Genomic DNA, 15,846 nt, shown 5'->3' with positions numbered 1-15,846 from the left:
TGAAAGCTTCCTCATGAAAGTCTTGGTGGTGGGCGGCGGTGGCCGTGAACATGCGCTGGCCTGGAAACTGGCCCAGTCGCCTAGGGTGCAGGCGGTCTATGTCGCGCCAGGCAATGGCGGAACCGCTCTCGATTCCCGGCTTGAGAATATAAATATCACTGATCCGAAGGCTCTACGTGCTTGGGCAGCTACTGAAAAGATAGCCTTGACGGTCGTTGGTCCCGAGCAGCCCCTGGCCGCCGGCATCGTCGATGAGTTTCGCGCGCACGGTCTGCGGGTGTTTGGCCCGACCAAGGCGGCGGCACAACTGGAAAGCTCCAAGGCGTTTTCCAAGGCCTTCATGAAGCGCCACCATATTCCGACCGCCGATTACGAAACCTTCAACGACGCAGCAGCAGCGCATGCTTATGTCGACGAAAAAGGTGCGCCCATCGTAGTCAAGGCTGACGGCCTGGCCGCCGGCAAGGGTGTGGTGGTGGCCATGACCCTGCACGAGGCGCACGAGGCAATCGAATTCATGCTGGCGCCGGACCCGGAATTCAATCCGCTGGGCGTGAGCCACAACGAAGGCGGTGCGCGGGTTGTCATTGAAGAATTTTTGCAAGGAGAGGAAGCCAGTTTCATCGTCATGTGCGACGGCAAGAATGTAGCCGTCATGGCCACCAGCCAGGACCACAAGCGTTTGCTTGACGGCGACCAGGGGCCTAACACGGGCGGTATGGGCGCTTATTCGCCAGCCCCGGTGGTCACGCCCGATGTCCACGCACGGGCAATGCGCGAAATCATCATGCCTACCATCCGCGGCATGGAAAAAGACGGCATTCCGTTCACCGGATTTTTATACGCCGGCCTCATGATCGATGCCCAAGGCAAGCCCAAAACGCTGGAATTCAACTGCCGCATGGGCGACCCGGAAACCCAGCCCATCATGATGCGCTTGAAAACCGACCTGTTCGAGGTCTTGATGGCTGCCACCTCGGGAATCCTGGACAAGGTGGAAATGGAATGGGACCGCAGACCAGCGCTGGGCGTGGTGATGGCTGCGTACGGTTATCCGCTGCATCCGCGCAAGGGTGATGCCATCCACGGCTTGCCTGCACCCGCTGAAGACTGCATGGTATTTCATGCAGGAACGCAACGGCAGAACGGTGCGACGCTCACTTCGGGTGGTCGCGTGCTTTGCGTAACGGCGCTCGGCAGCACGGTCAAGGCAGCACAGCAGCGGGCTTACGAAGTGGCCCGAGGCATTGATTTCGATGGTGCGCAGTATCGCAAGGACATCGGTTACCGGGCCATCAAGTCTTGAGAACCAGTTATGTCCAGCATTGATCTTTCCGCCGTTCGCGTTTTTTTGCTGGATCTTCAGGAGCGCATCACCAATGCCGTTGCTGAAATTGACGGCCAGCCCTTTGTCAGCGATTCCTGGCAAAAGGAACCGGGCGAGATGCTTCAGGGCAACGGTATCACCAAAATTCTCGAGCAGGGCAATGTATTCGAGCGCGCCGGCTGCGGCTTTTCGCATGTGCGTGGTCCCAGGCTGCCGTCTTCTGCCACCCAGCATCGACCGGAGTTGGCAGGCGCACCGTTTGAGGCGATGGGCGTTTCGCTGGTGTTCCATCCGCGCAACCCTTATGCGCCGACGGTACACATGAATGTGAGGATGCTGGCGGCAACCCCTGTTGGTGAAGCCGCCGAGCCGGTCTGCTGGTTTGGCGGCGGCATGGACCTGACGCCTTTTTACGGTTTTGACGAAGACGCGGTGCATTTTCACCAGGTTTGCAAGGACACGCTTGCACCGTTTGGCGAAGACAAATACCCACGTTTCAAGCAGTGGTGCGACGAATATTTTTTTCTCAAGCACCGCCAGGAGCAACGCGGTGTCGGCGGCGTGTTTTTCGACGATTTTCAGGAGCTTGGCCTGGCACAAAGCTTGACGATGATGCAGGCTGTAGGCGACTCATTCCTGCAGGCATATCTGCCAATCATCAAACGCCGCAAGGACAGCATTTTCACAGAACGCGAACGCGATTTTCAGTTGTACCGCAGAGGCCGTTATGTCGAGTTCAACCTGGTGTGGGACCGCGGAACTCATTTTGGGCTGCAGTCTGGTGGACGCACTGAATCAATCCTGATGTCGATGCCGCCGCTGGCAAGTTGGTCCTACCAACGGCCCAGTGTGGCCGGATCACCAGAGGAACGCTTGTACAAAGAATTTCTTGTCAGGCGGGACTGGGTTTGAGCACCAACGCTGCTGGACAGCCCAAACGCATTGGCGTGTTCGGCGGTTCGTTTGACCCGCCACACAATGCCCATGTGGCATTGGCCAAGGCTGCGCTGGAGCAGTTCAATCTTGATGTGCTGCATGTTATTCCCACCGGCCATGCATGGCACAAGGCCCGTGTGCTCAGTGCCCCCGAACACCGTCTGGCCATGGCTCGGCTGGCGTTCGGCAACATTGAGCGTGTCGTGGTAGATGCGCGTGAATTGCAGCGCCTTGGACCTACATTTACCCTTGATACCCTCAAGGCTTTGCAAACCGAGAATTCAGGGTGCCAGCTCTATATGTTCATAGGCGCTGATCAGTTTATGAGCTTTGACCGATGGCATCAATGGAGAGAGATTCTTGAAATAGCTATAATTTGTATAGCTGATCGCACTGAATCCGCGCTGACTCAAACTGAGTTTGATATTTATGCGCCGCACAATTCCCGGTTTCTCATTCTCAAGCTACCCTTGATGCCCTTCAGCGCCACCCAGATTCGTCAGATGATGGCTTCAGGCGCGGCCACTGCGGAAGACGCCAGAAAATTCGTTCCTGAGTCTGTGGCACGTTATATTTCGCACTATCAACTGTACGACGCCGGTTAATTTTTCACCTCTATGAAGCAAAGTATTGCATGACCCCCACCACTGTCAAAACCTCAAGCACCGAGGGCAAAAAAGATGTCCAAAAACTTCAGCGCGCCATTATCGATGGGCTTGAAGATGTCAAGGCGCAAGACATTCAGGTGTTTGATACCGAACACATCACATCGCTGTTTGAGCGCGTGATTGTTGCTTCGGGCACGTCCAACCGCCAGACCAAGGCGCTTGCTGCCAGCGTGCGCGACGCTGTGCGCGACGCCGGTTTTGCCAAGCCCCGCATTGAGGGCGAAGACAACGGTGAGTGGATCATCGTTGACTGCGGAGCCGCCGTTGCCCACATCATGCAACCCACGATTCGCCAGTATTACAACCTCGAAGAACTGTGGGGCGAAAAGCCCATCAAACTCAAGCTTGGTGCCCCCACTCCACTGCCTAAGGCTGCCAAGGTCGAGGTTAAAGCTGAGATGAAGCCAGCCAAGTCGCGTGTTGCAACCGGTGGCAAGTCAAAATCTCCTGCCAAACTGTCAAAAAGTACAAAAAGCGTCAACGACGAAAGTTTGTCGGACGCCGCAACGCTGGCACGAACCGATGATGGAACTTACGTCGGTCGCGTTGGAAAAACGCATGACTGGACGGCTAAGCGCAATGCGAGTGCGCCGGCTACCGAACCTGAAGCGAAGCTGATCAAAGCACGCAAACCGTCTTCCCGGGTGGCTTCAGCCGAGTCCAAGCCATTGGCAGCCAAAACAGCTGTCAAAAAGGTTGTTGTCAAGACACCGATTGTGAAAATTCCTCTGACCAGGAAAGTTGCAGCCAAGCAAGTTGCGGTCAAGATGTCCGTCAAGAAGCCTGCTGCCAAAAAGACAGCCGTGAAGAAAACCACGACCCGGAGCGAATGAGGCTGACGATTGTCGCCGTTGGCCAGAAGGTGCCCGATTGGGCGCAGACGGCTTATGACGACTACGCCAAACGCTTTCCGCCCGAGTTGAAAGTTGAACTTAGGGCGGTCAAAACCGAACCGCGGGGATCTAAAACCCTGGAAACCTTGCTTGCCTCAGAGCGCACCCGCATTGAAGGTGCCATTGCCCGAGGCTGCCGGATCGTGGCGTTGGATGAACGTGGTACGGCTGTGACCACGATGGCGCTGGCAGAAAATCTAAAGACCTGGCAGCTGTCCGGGGATGACATCGCCATTGTGATTGGCGGTCCGGATGGACTGGACGCTGGCTTCAAGCAGTCGGCCCATCAACGCATTCGCCTGTCTGATTTGACCTTGCCGCATGCCATGGTACGTGTATTGCTGATTGAACAGCTTTACCGTGCCTGGAGCATCACGATCAATCATCCCTACCATCGCGAATAACTTTTTGCAGGCGAGTTCAGCATGGTTCAGTTTGTTTATCTGGCCTCTCAAAGTCCAAGACGGCGGCAGTTGCTTGAACAATTAGGTGTTCGGTACGAACTGCTGCTGCCCGATGTGACCGAAGACACTGAAGCCTTGGAAGTGGTATTGGACAACGAGGCGCCAGCACGCTATGTCAAACGGGTGACAAGCCTCAAACTCGATAGCGCTTCAGCACGCTTGGCCCGGCGCCAACTGCCATCAGCGCCTATCCTCTGCGCTGACACCACCGTGGCCCTCGGCTGCACTATTTATGGCAAGCCCGATGACAGGGGTCATGCCGAGCGCATGCTGTCTGAACTATCTGGTAAAACGCATAGAGTTTTGACGGCGGTCAATATTCAGTCGGGCCAAGAGCGTTTTTCCGTTCTCAGTAGTTCAAACGTCAGCTTCGAGCCCATGACAGCCGAACAAATCAGCCGCTATGCAGCCACTGGAGAGCCTCTGGGCAAGGCAGGTGCTTATGCCATACAGGGCAGAGCGTCAATGCATATCACCCGAATCAGCGGGAGTTACAGTGGAATCATGGGGTTGCCATTATGGGAAACGGCCTTGCTGCTTCGATCTGCTGGACTTGCCATTTAGTCTTACTGTTTGAGAACAATGCAACAAGAAATTCTGATCAACTGGTCGCCTCAAGAGACACGTGTTGCAGTGGTGGAGCATGCTGCCGTGCAGGAATTGCAAGTAGAGCGAACGCTTGAGCGCGGCTTGGTTGGCAACGTCTACTTGGGCAAGGTAGTACGTGTGCTGCCGGGAATGCAGTCCGCGTTTATCGACATCGGCTTGGACCGCGCCGCATTTTTGCATGTGGCCGATTTGATGAGCAGTATCAACAGCCGCCATGCCGAATCCGAAGCTGTTCCGGGTGCCACCGCTGCGGCGTCTGGAAGTCCTTCACTGCAGCCGATTGAGAAGCAGTTGTTCGAAGGACAGGCTTTGATGGTGCAGGTTCTCAAGGATCCGATGGGCACCAAAGGTGCTCGCTTGACGGCTCAGATCAGCATTGCCGGTCGTTTGCTGGTTTTTTTGCCCCAAGATAACCACATTGGCGTCTCGCAAAAAATTCTGCCCCGCCAGCGCGAAGAGTTGCGTCAGCGGGTTCAGTCTTTGGTCGCCGACATGGGCGGTGGTTTTATTCTTCGGACTAATGGCGAGGACGCCACCGACATTGAACTGGCTGAAGACATTGCTTACCTGCGAAAAACCTGGCTTCGTATCAAGCAGGCTTCCTTGCGCATGCCGGCAGCGTCTGTTTTGCATCAGGATTTGAGCCTGTTGCAGCGCGTGTTGCGCGATATGGCGCTGGAAAATACACAAACCATTCGCATCGATTCGCGTGAACAGTTTGAAAAACTCAAAGCTTTTGCTTTGGAGTTCATGCCCTCGACGGTTTCAAAGCTTCATCTTTACAGTGGTGAGCGGCCTATTTTTGATCTGTTTAGCATTGACGAGGAAATTGCAAAAGCGCTGGGTCGTCGGGTGGACCTCAAGTCCGGTGGCTATCTGGTGGTTGACCAGACGGAAGCATTGACCACGGTTGACGTGAATACAGGGGGCTTCGTTGGTGCCCGAAACTTTGACGAAACCATCTACAAAACCAATTTGGAGGCTGCGCAAGCCATTGCGCGGCAACTCCGTTTGCGCAACCTGGGCGGTATTGTCATTGTCGATTTCATCGACATGTGTAAGGAAAATCACCGTGATGGGGTATTGGCTGAATTTAAAAAGCAATTGGAGAGAGATCGAATCAAAACCGCAGTGAATGGGTTTTCAGCATTGGGATTGCTTGAAATGACTCGCAAGCGAACGCGGGAGTCATTGGCGCATCAGCTGTGTGAACCTTGCAACGCCTGTAGCGGAAAAGGAATTGTCAAAACGGCCCGCAGTGTGACGTATGACATCCTGCGTGAAATTTTGCGTGAAGCACGCCAGTTCAACCCCCGGGAATTCAGGATTGTGGCTTCTCCCAAAGTAATCGAATTATTTCTGGATGAGGAAAGCCAGCACCTTGCGAGTCTGAGCGAATTTATTTGCAAACCCATTTCCCTGCAGGCCGAAGCGGTGATGGCCCAAGAGCAATACGACATCGTATTGCTTTGATATTCAAACGGTCCGAGCATGTCCAACAGATTTACCGCAAACACCCAGCCTATCCCGATTCTGGTTTACCACCAGATTGCTGCCGCACCGGCGAAGGGCAGCCCCTTTCGAAGTCTGTACGTGGCGCCACAAGCCTTTGCCAGGCAAATGGCTTGGCTTGAACGGCTTGGCTATCAAGGATTGTCCATGACTGCTTTGGAACCCTATTTGAATGGTCATAAAAAAGGCAAGGTGGCAGGAATAACGTTCGATGATGGCTACTTGAATAACCTGTCGAATGCCTTGCCCTCATTGACGAAGCATGGTTTTTCTTCGACTTGTTATGCCCTCAGCGGACTGCTTGGCAAGACCAATGTCTGGGATTTAGAAACGGGTATTGCACAGACTGCATTGATGAATGAAGCTCAATTGCGTCAATGGGTTTTTGCTGGGCAGGAAGTAGGATCGCATACCCGGCAGCACATTGATCTAACGGCTAACGACCAAAACAAATGTCGTCTTGAAATTGCCTTGGGAAAAACCGAGCTCGAATCGGTAGTGAAAACTCCGGTGCAGCACTTTTGCTATCCGTATGGTCGCTACCAACCAGAACATATTGGGATGGTTGATACCCTTGGGTTTGTGACTGCCACCACCACGCAGCGCAGCCGTTGTCATCCCGAAATGGACATGCTGCAATTGCCCCGGGTACCTATCTTGCGTTCAACGTCGCTGCCTGTGTTCTGGCTCAAGATTGCAACTGCTTATGAAGACCGCCGAAAAAAATGAGTTCGCTCACGCCAAATTCTGCTGAAAGTTTTGTTGGTGAAAAAAAACGGCTGCGAATTGCCGTTTTCAACCGGACATTTTCTACAACTGGTGGTGGCGCAGAGCGCTACTCAATTGCGCTGGTTGAGCAACTGGCTTCCCGTCATGACATTCATGTATTTGCTCAGGAAATAGCCCATAACTGGCCTGGCGTCGCTTATCACCGGGTTTCAATGCCAATGCGCAAACCCCGATGGGTTAATCAGTTGTGGTTTGCCACCTGCACATGGTGGTCAACTCGAAGTGGTTTCGATGTCGTTCACTCCCATGAAAATACATGGCATGGTGACGTTCAAACTGTGCATGTGTTACCTGTGAAATACACGCTTTTTCGCGAGCTTTGGGGCTGGCGGAAAGTTTTTCGGTGGATCAAGGTAGTGGCCAGTCCACGTTTACTGGCTTACCTAGCACTAGAGCATTTGCGGTTCAAGTTTCGTCCCAACAGAAAAATAGTGGTCACTTCTGAAAGTCTTTGGAAGATTGTGGACGCTACCTATCCTGATTGCGAAGGGATGATTTCTGTCGTTACACCTGGAATTTCGCCGCCCCTTTTGCCACTAACGCAGCTAAGGAAAAAAAGGGCAAGGTCGCTATTAGGTTTGCCCGAGGATAAATATTGCGTATTGTTTGTCGCCAATGACTACCGCAAAAAAGGACTAAAAACCTTGCTAGCGGCACTCAGTAAATGCCCAACTGGATTTATTTTGGCTGTTGTTGGAAATCTGACTGAAATGCCTGCTTTCAACGAGCAGGTGAAAGTTCTAAATTTAGCATCCAGGGTCTTTTTTTTGGGTTCATTGAAAAATGTTGCTCCTGCTTATGAATCTGCCGATTGCCTTGCGCATCCAACACTTGAGGACACTTTTGCCATGGTCGTGCTTGAAGCCATGTCATACGGACTGCCGGTAGTGGTAAGCAGTGCTGAATACTGTGGTGTCGCCGGTCTTCTTCAGGATGGTGAAAATGCGCTGATCCTTGACGATCCGTTGGACCCATTCAAGCTACAGCGCGCTTTAGAGCAATTGCAGAACCAACCACTGTTGAGTGAAAAGTTGAGCAAGGGAGCGACAGCATTTGCAAGTTGCTACCAGTGGAGTCGGCTTGCACTGAAGCAGGAAGAGTTATATATGGATGTATACGAAGCTACAAATGCTGTCAAAAACCAACAGTAAATCAAACACAAATTCAGCCTCGCGACAATAAGCTTCAGCTAAGTCCAAACAACATAATTTGGGGCTTTTGTTTTGTGATCTGGATCTGATATATGTCAGCAGTCATCCACTGTTTGAAAAACCTGCTTTATGGGAATATTGAAGCTTGTGTCTCTGACCAAGATTCGCATCCGGATTTAATTTGGGTGCCGACATGCGCGTTAGCGTGTAGCCCAAACATGAATTTCAATTTCAAGATATGACATACCGATGTGTACCAGGCAACGCGCAACCTGATACACATGGTTAACTTCAGTCTGCCAAAACTGGCTCCAATTCAACCACTGGCACCGATGTGCGAATCAGATGGTCAAAAGCGCTTAATGCTGCCTTGGCACCATCACCGGCCGCAATAATAATCTGCTTGAAAGGTACGGTTGTTGCATCACCCGCTGCAAAAACTCCCGGCAACGATGTCTGTCCCCTTGCATCGACCACAATTTCGCCATGCTTAGACAGCTCAACCGTTCCTTTGAGCCAGTCAGTGTTGGGAATCAGGCCGATCTGGATAAAAACACCTTCAAGTTCAACCTTGCGTAACTCGCCGCTTGAACGATCTTTGTACACCAAACCGTTCACTTTCTGACTGTCACCAGTAATTTCAGTCGTTTGAGCATGCGTGAATACGCTCACGTTCTTCAGGCTGTGCAACTTGCGCTGCAAGACGGCATCAGCGCGCAGTGCACTGTCGAATTCAATCAACGTCACATGTCCAACAATACCTGCCAGGTCGATGGCCGCTTCAACGCCTGAATTGCCACCTCCGATGACCGCGACGCGTTTTCCCTTGAACAGGGGGCCATCGCAGTGCGGGCAATAAGCGACACCCTTGTTCTTGTATTCATGCTCACCTGGCACGTTGATGTTGCGCCAGCGTGCGCCTGTCGAAATGATGACTGATCTGGCTTGAAGGGAAGCACCGCTGTCGAGCTGAATCTCGATCATGTCCTTGCCCGGACCGGCGTTGGGAATCAGCGACTTGGCGCGCTGCATATTCATGATGTCGACATCGTAATCACGTACATGCTGTTCAAGCGCGACTGCAAACTGCGGGCCTTCGGTATGTTGCAGTGAAATGAAGTTTTCGATGCCCAGTGTGTCAAGCACTTGTCCACCGAAGCGTTCTGATGCGACGCCGGTTCGAATTCCTTTGCGCGCAGCATATACCGCAGCAGCTGCACCGGCAGGACCACCACCAACGATCAGTACATCAAACGGCGCCTTGGCAGCGATTTTCCTGGCTTCGCGCTCAACTCCACTGGTGTCGATCTTGGCCAGTATTTCTTCCAGGCTCATGCGCCCTTGGCTGAATTCAGTGCCATTGAGAAACACGGTCGGCACCGCCATGATCTGGCGTTCCTTGACTTCATCCTGGAACAATGCGCCGTCGATCATGGTGTTAGTGATGCGCGGATTCTGAACAGCCATCAAGTTAAGGGCCTGCACCACGTCAGGGCAACTGTGGCAGGTCAATGAGACATAAATTTCGAATTTGAAGTCTCCATCAAGGGCGCGAATTTGTTCAAGAATATCCGCTTCCACCTTAGGCGGATAACCGCCAATTTGCAACAGGGCGAGGATCAGCGAGGTGAATTCATGGCCCATCGGCAGGCCGGCAAAGCGAGGGCCGTGGTTTTCGCCTGGACGGTTGATGGAAAATGACGGTTTGCGGTGGTTGTCGTCGCGACTTTCGCTGACCTTGACCAGCGGGGAGACGTCGGCAATATCTTTTAGCAGCGACTGCAACTCTCCCGACGCTTTGCTTTCGTCAAGCGAGGCTACGATTTCAATTGGCTGCGTAGCGCGTTCGAGGTAGCTGTTCAATTGTGCTTTTGTGCTGGCGTCGAGCATGGAAGTCCCACTTTAAGAATTACGTAGAGAAATAAAAAAGCCCGGGTGCATTCGCGCCCGGGCTGTAGCGCTCACAGGTTTACTTAGATCTTGCCGACCAGGTCAAACGAAGGCTTCAACGTTTCGGCGCCTTCGTTCCACTTCGCGGGGCAAACTTCACCAGGATGAGCGGCGATGTACTGGGCTGCCTTGAGGCGGCGCAACAATTCCTTGGCGTCGCGGCCAATGCCGTCTGGGTGCACTTCAATGGTCTGGATCTTGCCTTCCGGGTTGACAATGAACGTACCGCGAAGGCACAGACCGGCGGCGTCGCCATCTTCTATCAAAACGTCAAAGCCTTTAGCCAAAACATGTGCCGGGTCGCCCACCAAAGCGTACTGGACTTTGCTCATTTCAGGCGAGCTGTCGTGCCATGCTTTATGCGTGAAGTGGGTGTCGGTTGAGACACCGTAGATGTCGACACCCATTTTTTGGAATTCAGCATAGTTATCAGCCAGGTCTCCCAATTCGGTAGGGCATACAAAAGTGAAGGCTGCTGGGAAGAAAACAAATACTGACCATTTGCCTTTGATCTTCTCGTTGCTTACCGGTACAAACTTTCCATTTTGGTAGGCAGTGGCATTGAATGGGACGACTTCGGTATTGATCAGGGACATGAATTTTTACTTTCGGGTTGGTTAGAAATCTAACTGAAGCCATAGTTTAAGACTTATAAGTACATAAATAAAATAGGTTTTATCTATACATTGAATTGAGGATGGCTATTTCGTCGTTGAGGCTTCAGGAATGGTGAAATTTTTATTCAAAGCAAAACTAAATTTTCAGCATAAACAGGCTTTTGCGCAATAGGGTCATATGTGAGCTGCTATTTAAATCATAGCGAACTGCTGTACATGAAAAAAACCTGCAATTTACACAATCAATACTCAAGCCGTTCCGGTTTGATTTCCTGAAGAATCGTGGTGGCAATTTCTTCGATGGACTTGGTCGTAGTGGACAGCCAGCGAATGCCTTCGCGACGCATCATGGCCTCGGCTTCATGAATTTCGTGCCGGCAGTTGGCCAGGCTGGAATAGGTTGAATTAGGCCGACGTTCATTGCGTATCTGACTCAAGCGTTCAGGATTGATCGTCAGCCCAAAGATTTTTTTGCGATGAGGCACCAGCGCCGGTGGCAACTGCCGACGATCAAAGTCTTCCGGAATCAATGGGTAATTTGACGCTTTCAAACCGTATTGCATGGCCAGGTATAACGTCGTCGGGGTTTTTCCGCTGCGGCTTACACCGACCAGGATCACGTCAGAGCCCGCAAGGTCCCGATGGCTTTGGCCATCGTCGTGCGCCAGCGAAAAATTAATTGCCTCGATACGGTCGTCATAGGCCTTGCTCTTGGAGGCATCTGAAAAACGGCCAACCCGATGGTTTGACTTGATGCCCAGTTCGCTTTCCAGAGGCGCGACAAACATGCCAAACATGTCCAGCAGCATGCCGTTGCATTGCGCCTTGATGACCGCCAGGATATTCATGTTTACCAGCGTTGTGAAAACAATGGGCCGCTTGCCTTCCAGGTCGCCAGTGTGGTTGATATGCCGGATCGCCTGATGGGCTTTGTCAACGGTGTCGATGAAGGGCAGGCGAACATGGCGAGGATTGATCTCGAACTGGGCCAGGATGGCGTTGCCAAAGGTTTCCGCCGTGATGCCGGTGCCGTCAGAGATGAAAAACACGGTGCGATTTGACATGATGCTCGATTCAGGCAGATGAAAAACGAGGGAAGGGGGTTGGATGACAGCCCCCTACAATCGGGTCAATTATCCAGTTTATGGTTCAGTGCGCCAGCCAAGCCCTCAAAAAGAACAATCAGGTTTAAGGCTGCACTGCACTGATATCGCCGATTTTTAACCTCCCGGAGTATTTCCATGTCTAACCTGTTTGACGCAAACGCCTTGGTTGTGCCGTTTGAAAACCTGAGGATGACCGATGTCGATTCGGTCGGCGGCAAAAATGCCAGCCTGGGCGAAATGATTTCGCAACTGCCCACCGGTCCGCAGGGTGTGCAGGTGCCGACTGGCTTTGCCACCACGGCGCACGCGTTTCGCGAGTTTCTGGCCCATGCCGGACTTGATGGAAAAATCAATGCCGTCCTTGACGCGCTTGATACCGAAGATGTGCGGGCGCTAGCCCAAGCCGGTGCGCAGATTCGTCAAATGGTAGAGGCACAACCTTTTCCCCCTGAATTCGAGCAGGCTGTACGAAGCAGCTTTGCCAGCCTGAGCGCGAGCAATTCGCAGGCCAGTTTTGCTGTACGTTCATCAGCCACGGCAGAAGATCTGCCCGATGCGTCCTTTGCCGGCCAGCAGGAAACCTTTTTGAATGTTGTCGGCATTGAGGATGTGCTGCACAAGATGAAAGAGGTGTTTGCTTCCCTCTACAACGACCGCGCCATCAGCTACCGTGTCCACCAGGGCTTTGCCCATTCCGACGTGGCCCTTTCTGCCGGCGTGCAGCGCATGGTGCGAAGTGACCTGGGCGCTGCCGGGGTGATGTTCACCATCGACACCGAAAGCGGATTCGAGGATGTGGTGTTCATCACTTCCAGTTACGGCCTGGGAGAAACAGTAGTGCAGGGCGCTGTGAATCCGGACGAGTTTTATGTTCACAAGCCGATGCTCAATGCTGGCAACCGTGCGGTCATACGCCGAAACCTGGGCTCCAAGCTCCTGCAGATGGAGTTCACCACAGCAGAAGAAAAAAAATCCAATGGCAAGCTGGTCAAGACCACTGATGTGCCGATTGAGCTGCGTAATCGCTTTTCATTAACCGACGCGGATGTCGAGCAACTGGCGCGCTATGCGGTGATCATTGAAAACCACTATGGCCGCCCGATGGACATTGAATGGGGTAAAGATGGAACGGACGGTGAGTTGTATATCTTGCAGGCGCGTCCAGAAACCGTGAAGAGCCAGGCCAAGGGCAAGGCTGAGCAGCGCTACAAGCTAAAGGGAACCGGCACCGTGCTGGCCGAAGGCCGCGCGATTGGCCAGAAAATAGGCACCGGCCCGGTTCGCATCGTGTACGACATCAAGGACATGGACCAGGTTCGTCCAGGCGATGTGCTGGTTACCGATATGACTGACCCCAACTGGGAGCCGGTAATGAAGCGAGCCAGTGCCATTGTTACCAACCGCGGTGGGCGTACCTGCCACGCGGCGATCATTGCGCGTGAACTTGGCATCCCGGCTGTGGTGGGTTGCGGTGATGCCACCGGGCAACTCAAGGACGGCATGCTGGTGACGGTGAGCTGCGCTGAAGGCGACACCGGCACGATCTACGACGGCTTGCTGGAAACCGAAATCACGGAAGTCGAGCGAGGCGAGATGCCGCCAATTGACATCAAGATCATGATGAATGTGGGCAACCCGCAACTGGCTTTTGACTTCTGCCAGATTCCAAATCAGGGCGTGGGTCTGGCGCGGCTGGAGTTTGTGATCAACAACAACATCGGCGTGCATCCCAAGGCAATTCTGGACTATCCAAATGTTGACCCAGACCTGAAAAAAGCAGTGGAAAGCGTAGCGCGCGGCCATGCGTCGCCGCGTGCGTTTTATGTTGACAAGGTGGCTGAAGGTATTGCCACCATTGGCGCGGCGTTCTGGCCCAAGCCGGTCATTGTTCGCCTGTCGGACTTCAAGTCCAACGAATACCGCAAGCTGATTGGCGGCTCGCGCTACGAGCCTGAAGAAGAAAATCCAATGCTGGGATTTCGCGGCGCCGCACGCTACATCAGCACTGATTTCCGCGAAGCCTTTGCCATGGAATGCGAAGCCCTCAGGCGGGTTCGCAATGATATGGGGCTGACGAATGTCGAGGTCATGGTGCCGTTTGTCCGTACCTTGGGACAGGCCAAGGCCGTTACTGATTTGCTGGCTGAACACGGCCTCAAGCGCGGCGAAAAAGGCCTGCGAATCATCATGATGTGCGAAGTGCCGAGCAATGCGGTGCTGGCCGAGCAATTTCTTGAGTTTTTTGACGGCTTTTCCATAGGCTCGAACGACCTGACGCAACTTACGCTGGGTCTGGACCGCGATTCGGGTCTGGAGATTCTGGCCAAGGACTTTGACGAGCGCGATCCAGCCGTCAAGGCTTTGCTCAGCATGGCTATTTCAGCGTGCAAGCGTCAGGGGAAATATGTGGGTATTTGCGGGCAGGGCCCCAGCGATCATGCGGACTTTGCCCAATGGCTCAAGGAACAGGGAATTGGTTCTATTTCGTTGAATCCTGATACCGTGATCGAGACTTGGAAACGTCTGGCTGATTGATCTGACCAACCTGCCGCACAAGGAATTTTCTTGACTGATCCGGGCTGTCAGTCATTTGCATTTCACTATTTGATAATCGAAGTGCATTTTTGTTTCTTGTGCCGACCAACATGTTGATTGTGGTCACAGCCTTCAAACTTGTTGCGGAAATTGCGCTTCTTTCGCTGTGTGGACAATGGCTTCTGGGATTTCTGACGGGTGCCAGACGCAATGGCAATCCCTTTTATGCTTTTCTCCAATTGCTGGGACACCCTTGGGTTAGAGCAGCTCGCTGGCTTTCACCCAAAATAGTGCTGGATCGCCATCTGCCGCTGGTTGCTTTTTTCCTCATGCTGCTCATTTGGACCGCAGCCAGCATGGCCAAGATTGGCATCTGCCTCCAGACGGGTGTGAATTTATGCAAGTAAAACCAGCACTGAATCAGCATCTTGTGTACCTTTTTTTAAAAATGCAGGCGCTGGTACTGCTGGCACTCGGCAATCACACAAAGGCACTGTCGCGATTCGACAGAATTCTTGAACTCTGGCCCGCAGACTGTCATGCGCTTGCCAGCTGCGCCCATGTGCTGGCATATCTCAATCGGTTTGATGAGTCAGTTTTGATTCTGCAACAGCTCACGCGTATCGTGGCATCGAAGGAGGAATTGGGAACTGTCTGGTTCAATTTGGCTTATGTGCTTCAGCAGACAGACCGTCATGAAGAGGCCTGTACTGCATTTGAGAATGCTATCGGACAATGTCCTAGCATGGACCAGGCCTGGTATGGCCTTGGACTGGTCCTGATCCGGCAGGACAAGCTGCATGATGCCAGGAATGCACTGAAGCAAGTCACGAGCCTGCAGCCTATGGCTCCCCATGGTTGGTATCGGCTGGCGCATGTTGATTTGGCATTGGGGGCTCCAGAGAAAGCCCTTCAGGTTCTTGATCACCTGCGCCGGTTTGAACCGAAGGTGGGTGCGCAACTCGAACGCGAAATTGAACAGCATGGTTGCTTGGCCAAATCGTCAGAAAAATGGACTGGGGCATGACAACACCTGGTGAATTGCATCGTCGCTACTGGCGGAAAACCCTTTTGGTCACGTCTGTATTGTTGATCGTCTGGTTCATCACTACCTTTGGAGTTGTTTATTTTGCGCGGTTTCTGACCTTTAACTTCTTCGGCTGGCCGTTCAGCTTTTGGATGGGCGCGCAAGGATCCTTGATGATTTATTGCTTATTGGTCGGTTTTTATGCTTGGTACATGAATAAGCTGGATGCCGAGCATGGCCTTGATCACAAGGACGACTAAAC

General features: G+C 52.9%; 16 protein-coding genes. 13 read left to right on the top strand and 3 right to left on the bottom strand.

Annotated features, from left to right (window positions below):
• The first annotated feature begins 13 nt into the window (after positions 1-13).
• The 9 genes from purD to IWX87_RS09265 are packed head-to-tail and all read left to right on the top strand — an operon-like array spanning position 14 to position 8,349.
• Positions 14-1,306: a phosphoribosylamine--glycine ligase gene (purD, locus tag IWX87_RS09305; protein ID WP_196863242.1), complete on the top strand. Its 1,293-nt coding sequence runs from the start codon at positions 14-16 to the stop codon at positions 1,304-1,306.
• A gap of 9 nt (positions 1,307-1,315) precedes the next feature.
• Entirely contained in the window at positions 1,316-2,239 is a 924-nt protein-coding gene (gene hemF, locus IWX87_RS09300; protein ID WP_196863241.1) for an oxygen-dependent coproporphyrinogen oxidase, read from the top strand.
• A complete protein-coding gene (nadD, locus tag IWX87_RS09295) occupies positions 2,236-2,868 on the top strand; it encodes a nicotinate (nicotinamide) nucleotide adenylyltransferase (RefSeq protein WP_196863240.1) in 633 nt (210 codons plus the stop codon). The genes hemF and nadD overlap by 4 nt, the downstream gene beginning before the upstream one ends.
• 29 nt (positions 2,869-2,897) lie before the next feature.
• Positions 2,898-3,764 (top strand): ribosome silencing factor, encoded by an 867-nt coding sequence (gene rsfS / locus IWX87_RS09290; protein ID WP_196863239.1) that lies wholly within the window; start codon positions 2,898-2,900, stop codon positions 3,762-3,764.
• Complete coding sequence (gene rlmH / locus IWX87_RS09285; RefSeq protein WP_196863238.1) at positions 3,761-4,228, top strand: 23S rRNA (pseudouridine(1915)-N(3))-methyltransferase RlmH; 468 nt, start codon at positions 3,761-3,763, stop codon at positions 4,226-4,228. Before rsfS ends, rlmH begins: the two co-directional genes overlap by 4 nt.
• 21 nt (positions 4,229-4,249) lie before the next feature.
• Positions 4,250-4,852, top strand: a complete 603-nt coding sequence (locus IWX87_RS09280; protein WP_196863237.1) for a nucleoside triphosphate pyrophosphatase — start codon at positions 4,250-4,252, stop codon at positions 4,850-4,852.
• 18 nt (positions 4,853-4,870) lie between these two features.
• Positions 4,871-6,370: a ribonuclease G gene (gene rng / locus IWX87_RS09275; protein ID WP_196863236.1), complete on the top strand. Its 1,500-nt coding sequence runs from the start codon at positions 4,871-4,873 to the stop codon at positions 6,368-6,370.
• Positions 6,371-6,388: 18 nt separating this feature from the next.
• The gene (locus tag IWX87_RS09270) at positions 6,389-7,138 is read left to right on the top strand and encodes a polysaccharide deacetylase family protein (protein ID WP_196863235.1); all 750 of its coding nucleotides are present in this window, start codon (positions 6,389-6,391) and stop codon (positions 7,136-7,138) included.
• Positions 7,135-8,349, top strand: coding sequence for a glycosyltransferase family 4 protein (locus IWX87_RS09265; protein ID WP_196863234.1), 1,215 nt, complete (start codon positions 7,135-7,137; stop codon positions 8,347-8,349). Before IWX87_RS09270 ends, IWX87_RS09265 begins: the two co-directional genes overlap by 4 nt.
• A 291-nt stretch (positions 8,350-8,640) precedes the next feature.
• Here IWX87_RS09265 and ahpF read toward each other — a convergent pair whose 3' ends face one another.
• The 3 genes from ahpF to IWX87_RS09250 all read right to left on the bottom strand — a co-directional run bounded on the left by ahpF (position 8,641) and on the right by IWX87_RS09250 (position 11,980).
• Positions 8,641-10,239 (bottom strand): alkyl hydroperoxide reductase subunit F, encoded by a 1,599-nt coding sequence (gene ahpF, locus IWX87_RS09260; RefSeq protein WP_196863233.1) that lies wholly within the window; start codon positions 10,237-10,239, stop codon positions 8,641-8,643.
• An 83-nt stretch (positions 10,240-10,322) separates the two neighbouring features.
• Entirely contained in the window at positions 10,323-10,895 is a 573-nt protein-coding gene (ahpC, locus tag IWX87_RS09255; protein ID WP_196863232.1) for an alkyl hydroperoxide reductase subunit C, read from the bottom strand.
• 263 nt (positions 10,896-11,158) lie between these two features.
• Complete coding sequence (locus IWX87_RS09250) at positions 11,159-11,980, bottom strand: pyruvate, water dikinase regulatory protein (RefSeq protein ID WP_196863231.1); 822 nt, start codon at positions 11,978-11,980, stop codon at positions 11,159-11,161.
• A 177-nt stretch (positions 11,981-12,157) separates the two neighbouring features.
• Here IWX87_RS09250 and ppsA point away from each other — a divergent pair, with 177 nt between their 5' ends.
• The 4 genes from ppsA to IWX87_RS09230 all read left to right on the top strand — a co-directional run bounded on the left by ppsA (position 12,158) and on the right by IWX87_RS09230 (position 15,844).
• Positions 12,158-14,557, top strand: a complete 2,400-nt coding sequence (gene ppsA, locus IWX87_RS09245; protein WP_196863230.1) for a phosphoenolpyruvate synthase — start codon at positions 12,158-12,160, stop codon at positions 14,555-14,557.
• A 110-nt stretch (positions 14,558-14,667) separates the two neighbouring features.
• Positions 14,668-14,964: a hypothetical protein gene (locus IWX87_RS09240; RefSeq protein WP_196863229.1), complete on the top strand. Its 297-nt coding sequence runs from the start codon at positions 14,668-14,670 to the stop codon at positions 14,962-14,964.
• On the top strand, positions 14,955-15,584 hold the full coding sequence (locus IWX87_RS09235) for a tetratricopeptide repeat protein (protein ID WP_196863228.1): 630 nt from the start codon (positions 14,955-14,957) through the stop codon (positions 15,582-15,584). Before IWX87_RS09240 ends, IWX87_RS09235 begins: the two co-directional genes overlap by 10 nt.
• On the top strand, positions 15,581-15,844 hold the full coding sequence (locus IWX87_RS09230; protein ID WP_196863227.1) for a DUF4212 domain-containing protein: 264 nt from the start codon (positions 15,581-15,583) through the stop codon (positions 15,842-15,844). The genes IWX87_RS09235 and IWX87_RS09230 overlap by 4 nt, the downstream gene beginning before the upstream one ends.
• Positions 15,845-15,846: the final 2 nt, after the last annotated feature.

The sequence above is a fragment of the Polaromonas sp. CG_9.7 genome (assembly GCF_015752205.1).
In the GTDB taxonomy this organism is placed as follows: Bacteria; Pseudomonadota; Gammaproteobacteria; order Burkholderiales; family Burkholderiaceae_C; genus Polaromonas.
The sequence above is the reverse complement of the archived record's forward strand: the minus strand, read 5'-3'. Positions and strand labels throughout refer to the sequence as shown.

Bases quoted from the DNA above. Each gene is read 5' to 3' on its own strand.
- purD (WP_196863242.1), top strand. From the start codon at position 14: ATGAAAGTCTTGGTGGTGGGCGGCGGTGGCCGTGAACATGCGCTGGCC.
- hemF (WP_196863241.1), top strand. From the start codon at position 1,316: ATGTCCAGCATTGATCTTTCCGCCGTTCGCGTTTTTTTGCTGGATCTT.
- rsfS (WP_196863239.1), top strand. From the start codon at position 2,898: ATGACCCCCACCACTGTCAAAACCTCAAGCACCGAGGGCAAAAAAGAT.
- rlmH (WP_196863238.1), top strand. From the start codon at position 3,761: ATGAGGCTGACGATTGTCGCCGTTGGCCAGAAGGTGCCCGATTGGGCG.
- IWX87_RS09280 (WP_196863237.1), top strand. From the start codon at position 4,250: ATGGTTCAGTTTGTTTATCTGGCCTCTCAAAGTCCAAGACGGCGGCAG.
- rng (WP_196863236.1), top strand. From the start codon at position 4,871: ATGCAACAAGAAATTCTGATCAACTGGTCGCCTCAAGAGACACGTGTT.
- IWX87_RS09270 (WP_196863235.1), top strand. From the start codon at position 6,389: ATGTCCAACAGATTTACCGCAAACACCCAGCCTATCCCGATTCTGGTT.
- IWX87_RS09265 (WP_196863234.1), top strand. From the start codon at position 7,135: ATGAGTTCGCTCACGCCAAATTCTGCTGAAAGTTTTGTTGGTGAAAAA.
- ahpF (WP_196863233.1), bottom strand. From the start codon at position 10,239: ATGCTCGACGCCAGCACAAAAGCACAATTGAACAGCTACCTCGAACGC.
- ahpC (WP_196863232.1), bottom strand. From the start codon at position 10,895: ATGTCCCTGATCAATACCGAAGTCGTCCCATTCAATGCCACTGCCTAC.
- IWX87_RS09250 (WP_196863231.1), bottom strand. From the start codon at position 11,980: ATGTCAAATCGCACCGTGTTTTTCATCTCTGACGGCACCGGCATCACG.
- ppsA (WP_196863230.1), top strand. From the start codon at position 12,158: ATGTCTAACCTGTTTGACGCAAACGCCTTGGTTGTGCCGTTTGAAAAC.
- IWX87_RS09240 (WP_196863229.1), top strand. From the start codon at position 14,668: ATGTTGATTGTGGTCACAGCCTTCAAACTTGTTGCGGAAATTGCGCTT.
- IWX87_RS09235 (WP_196863228.1), top strand. From the start codon at position 14,955: ATGCAAGTAAAACCAGCACTGAATCAGCATCTTGTGTACCTTTTTTTA.
- IWX87_RS09230 (WP_196863227.1), top strand. From the start codon at position 15,581: ATGACAACACCTGGTGAATTGCATCGTCGCTACTGGCGGAAAACCCTT.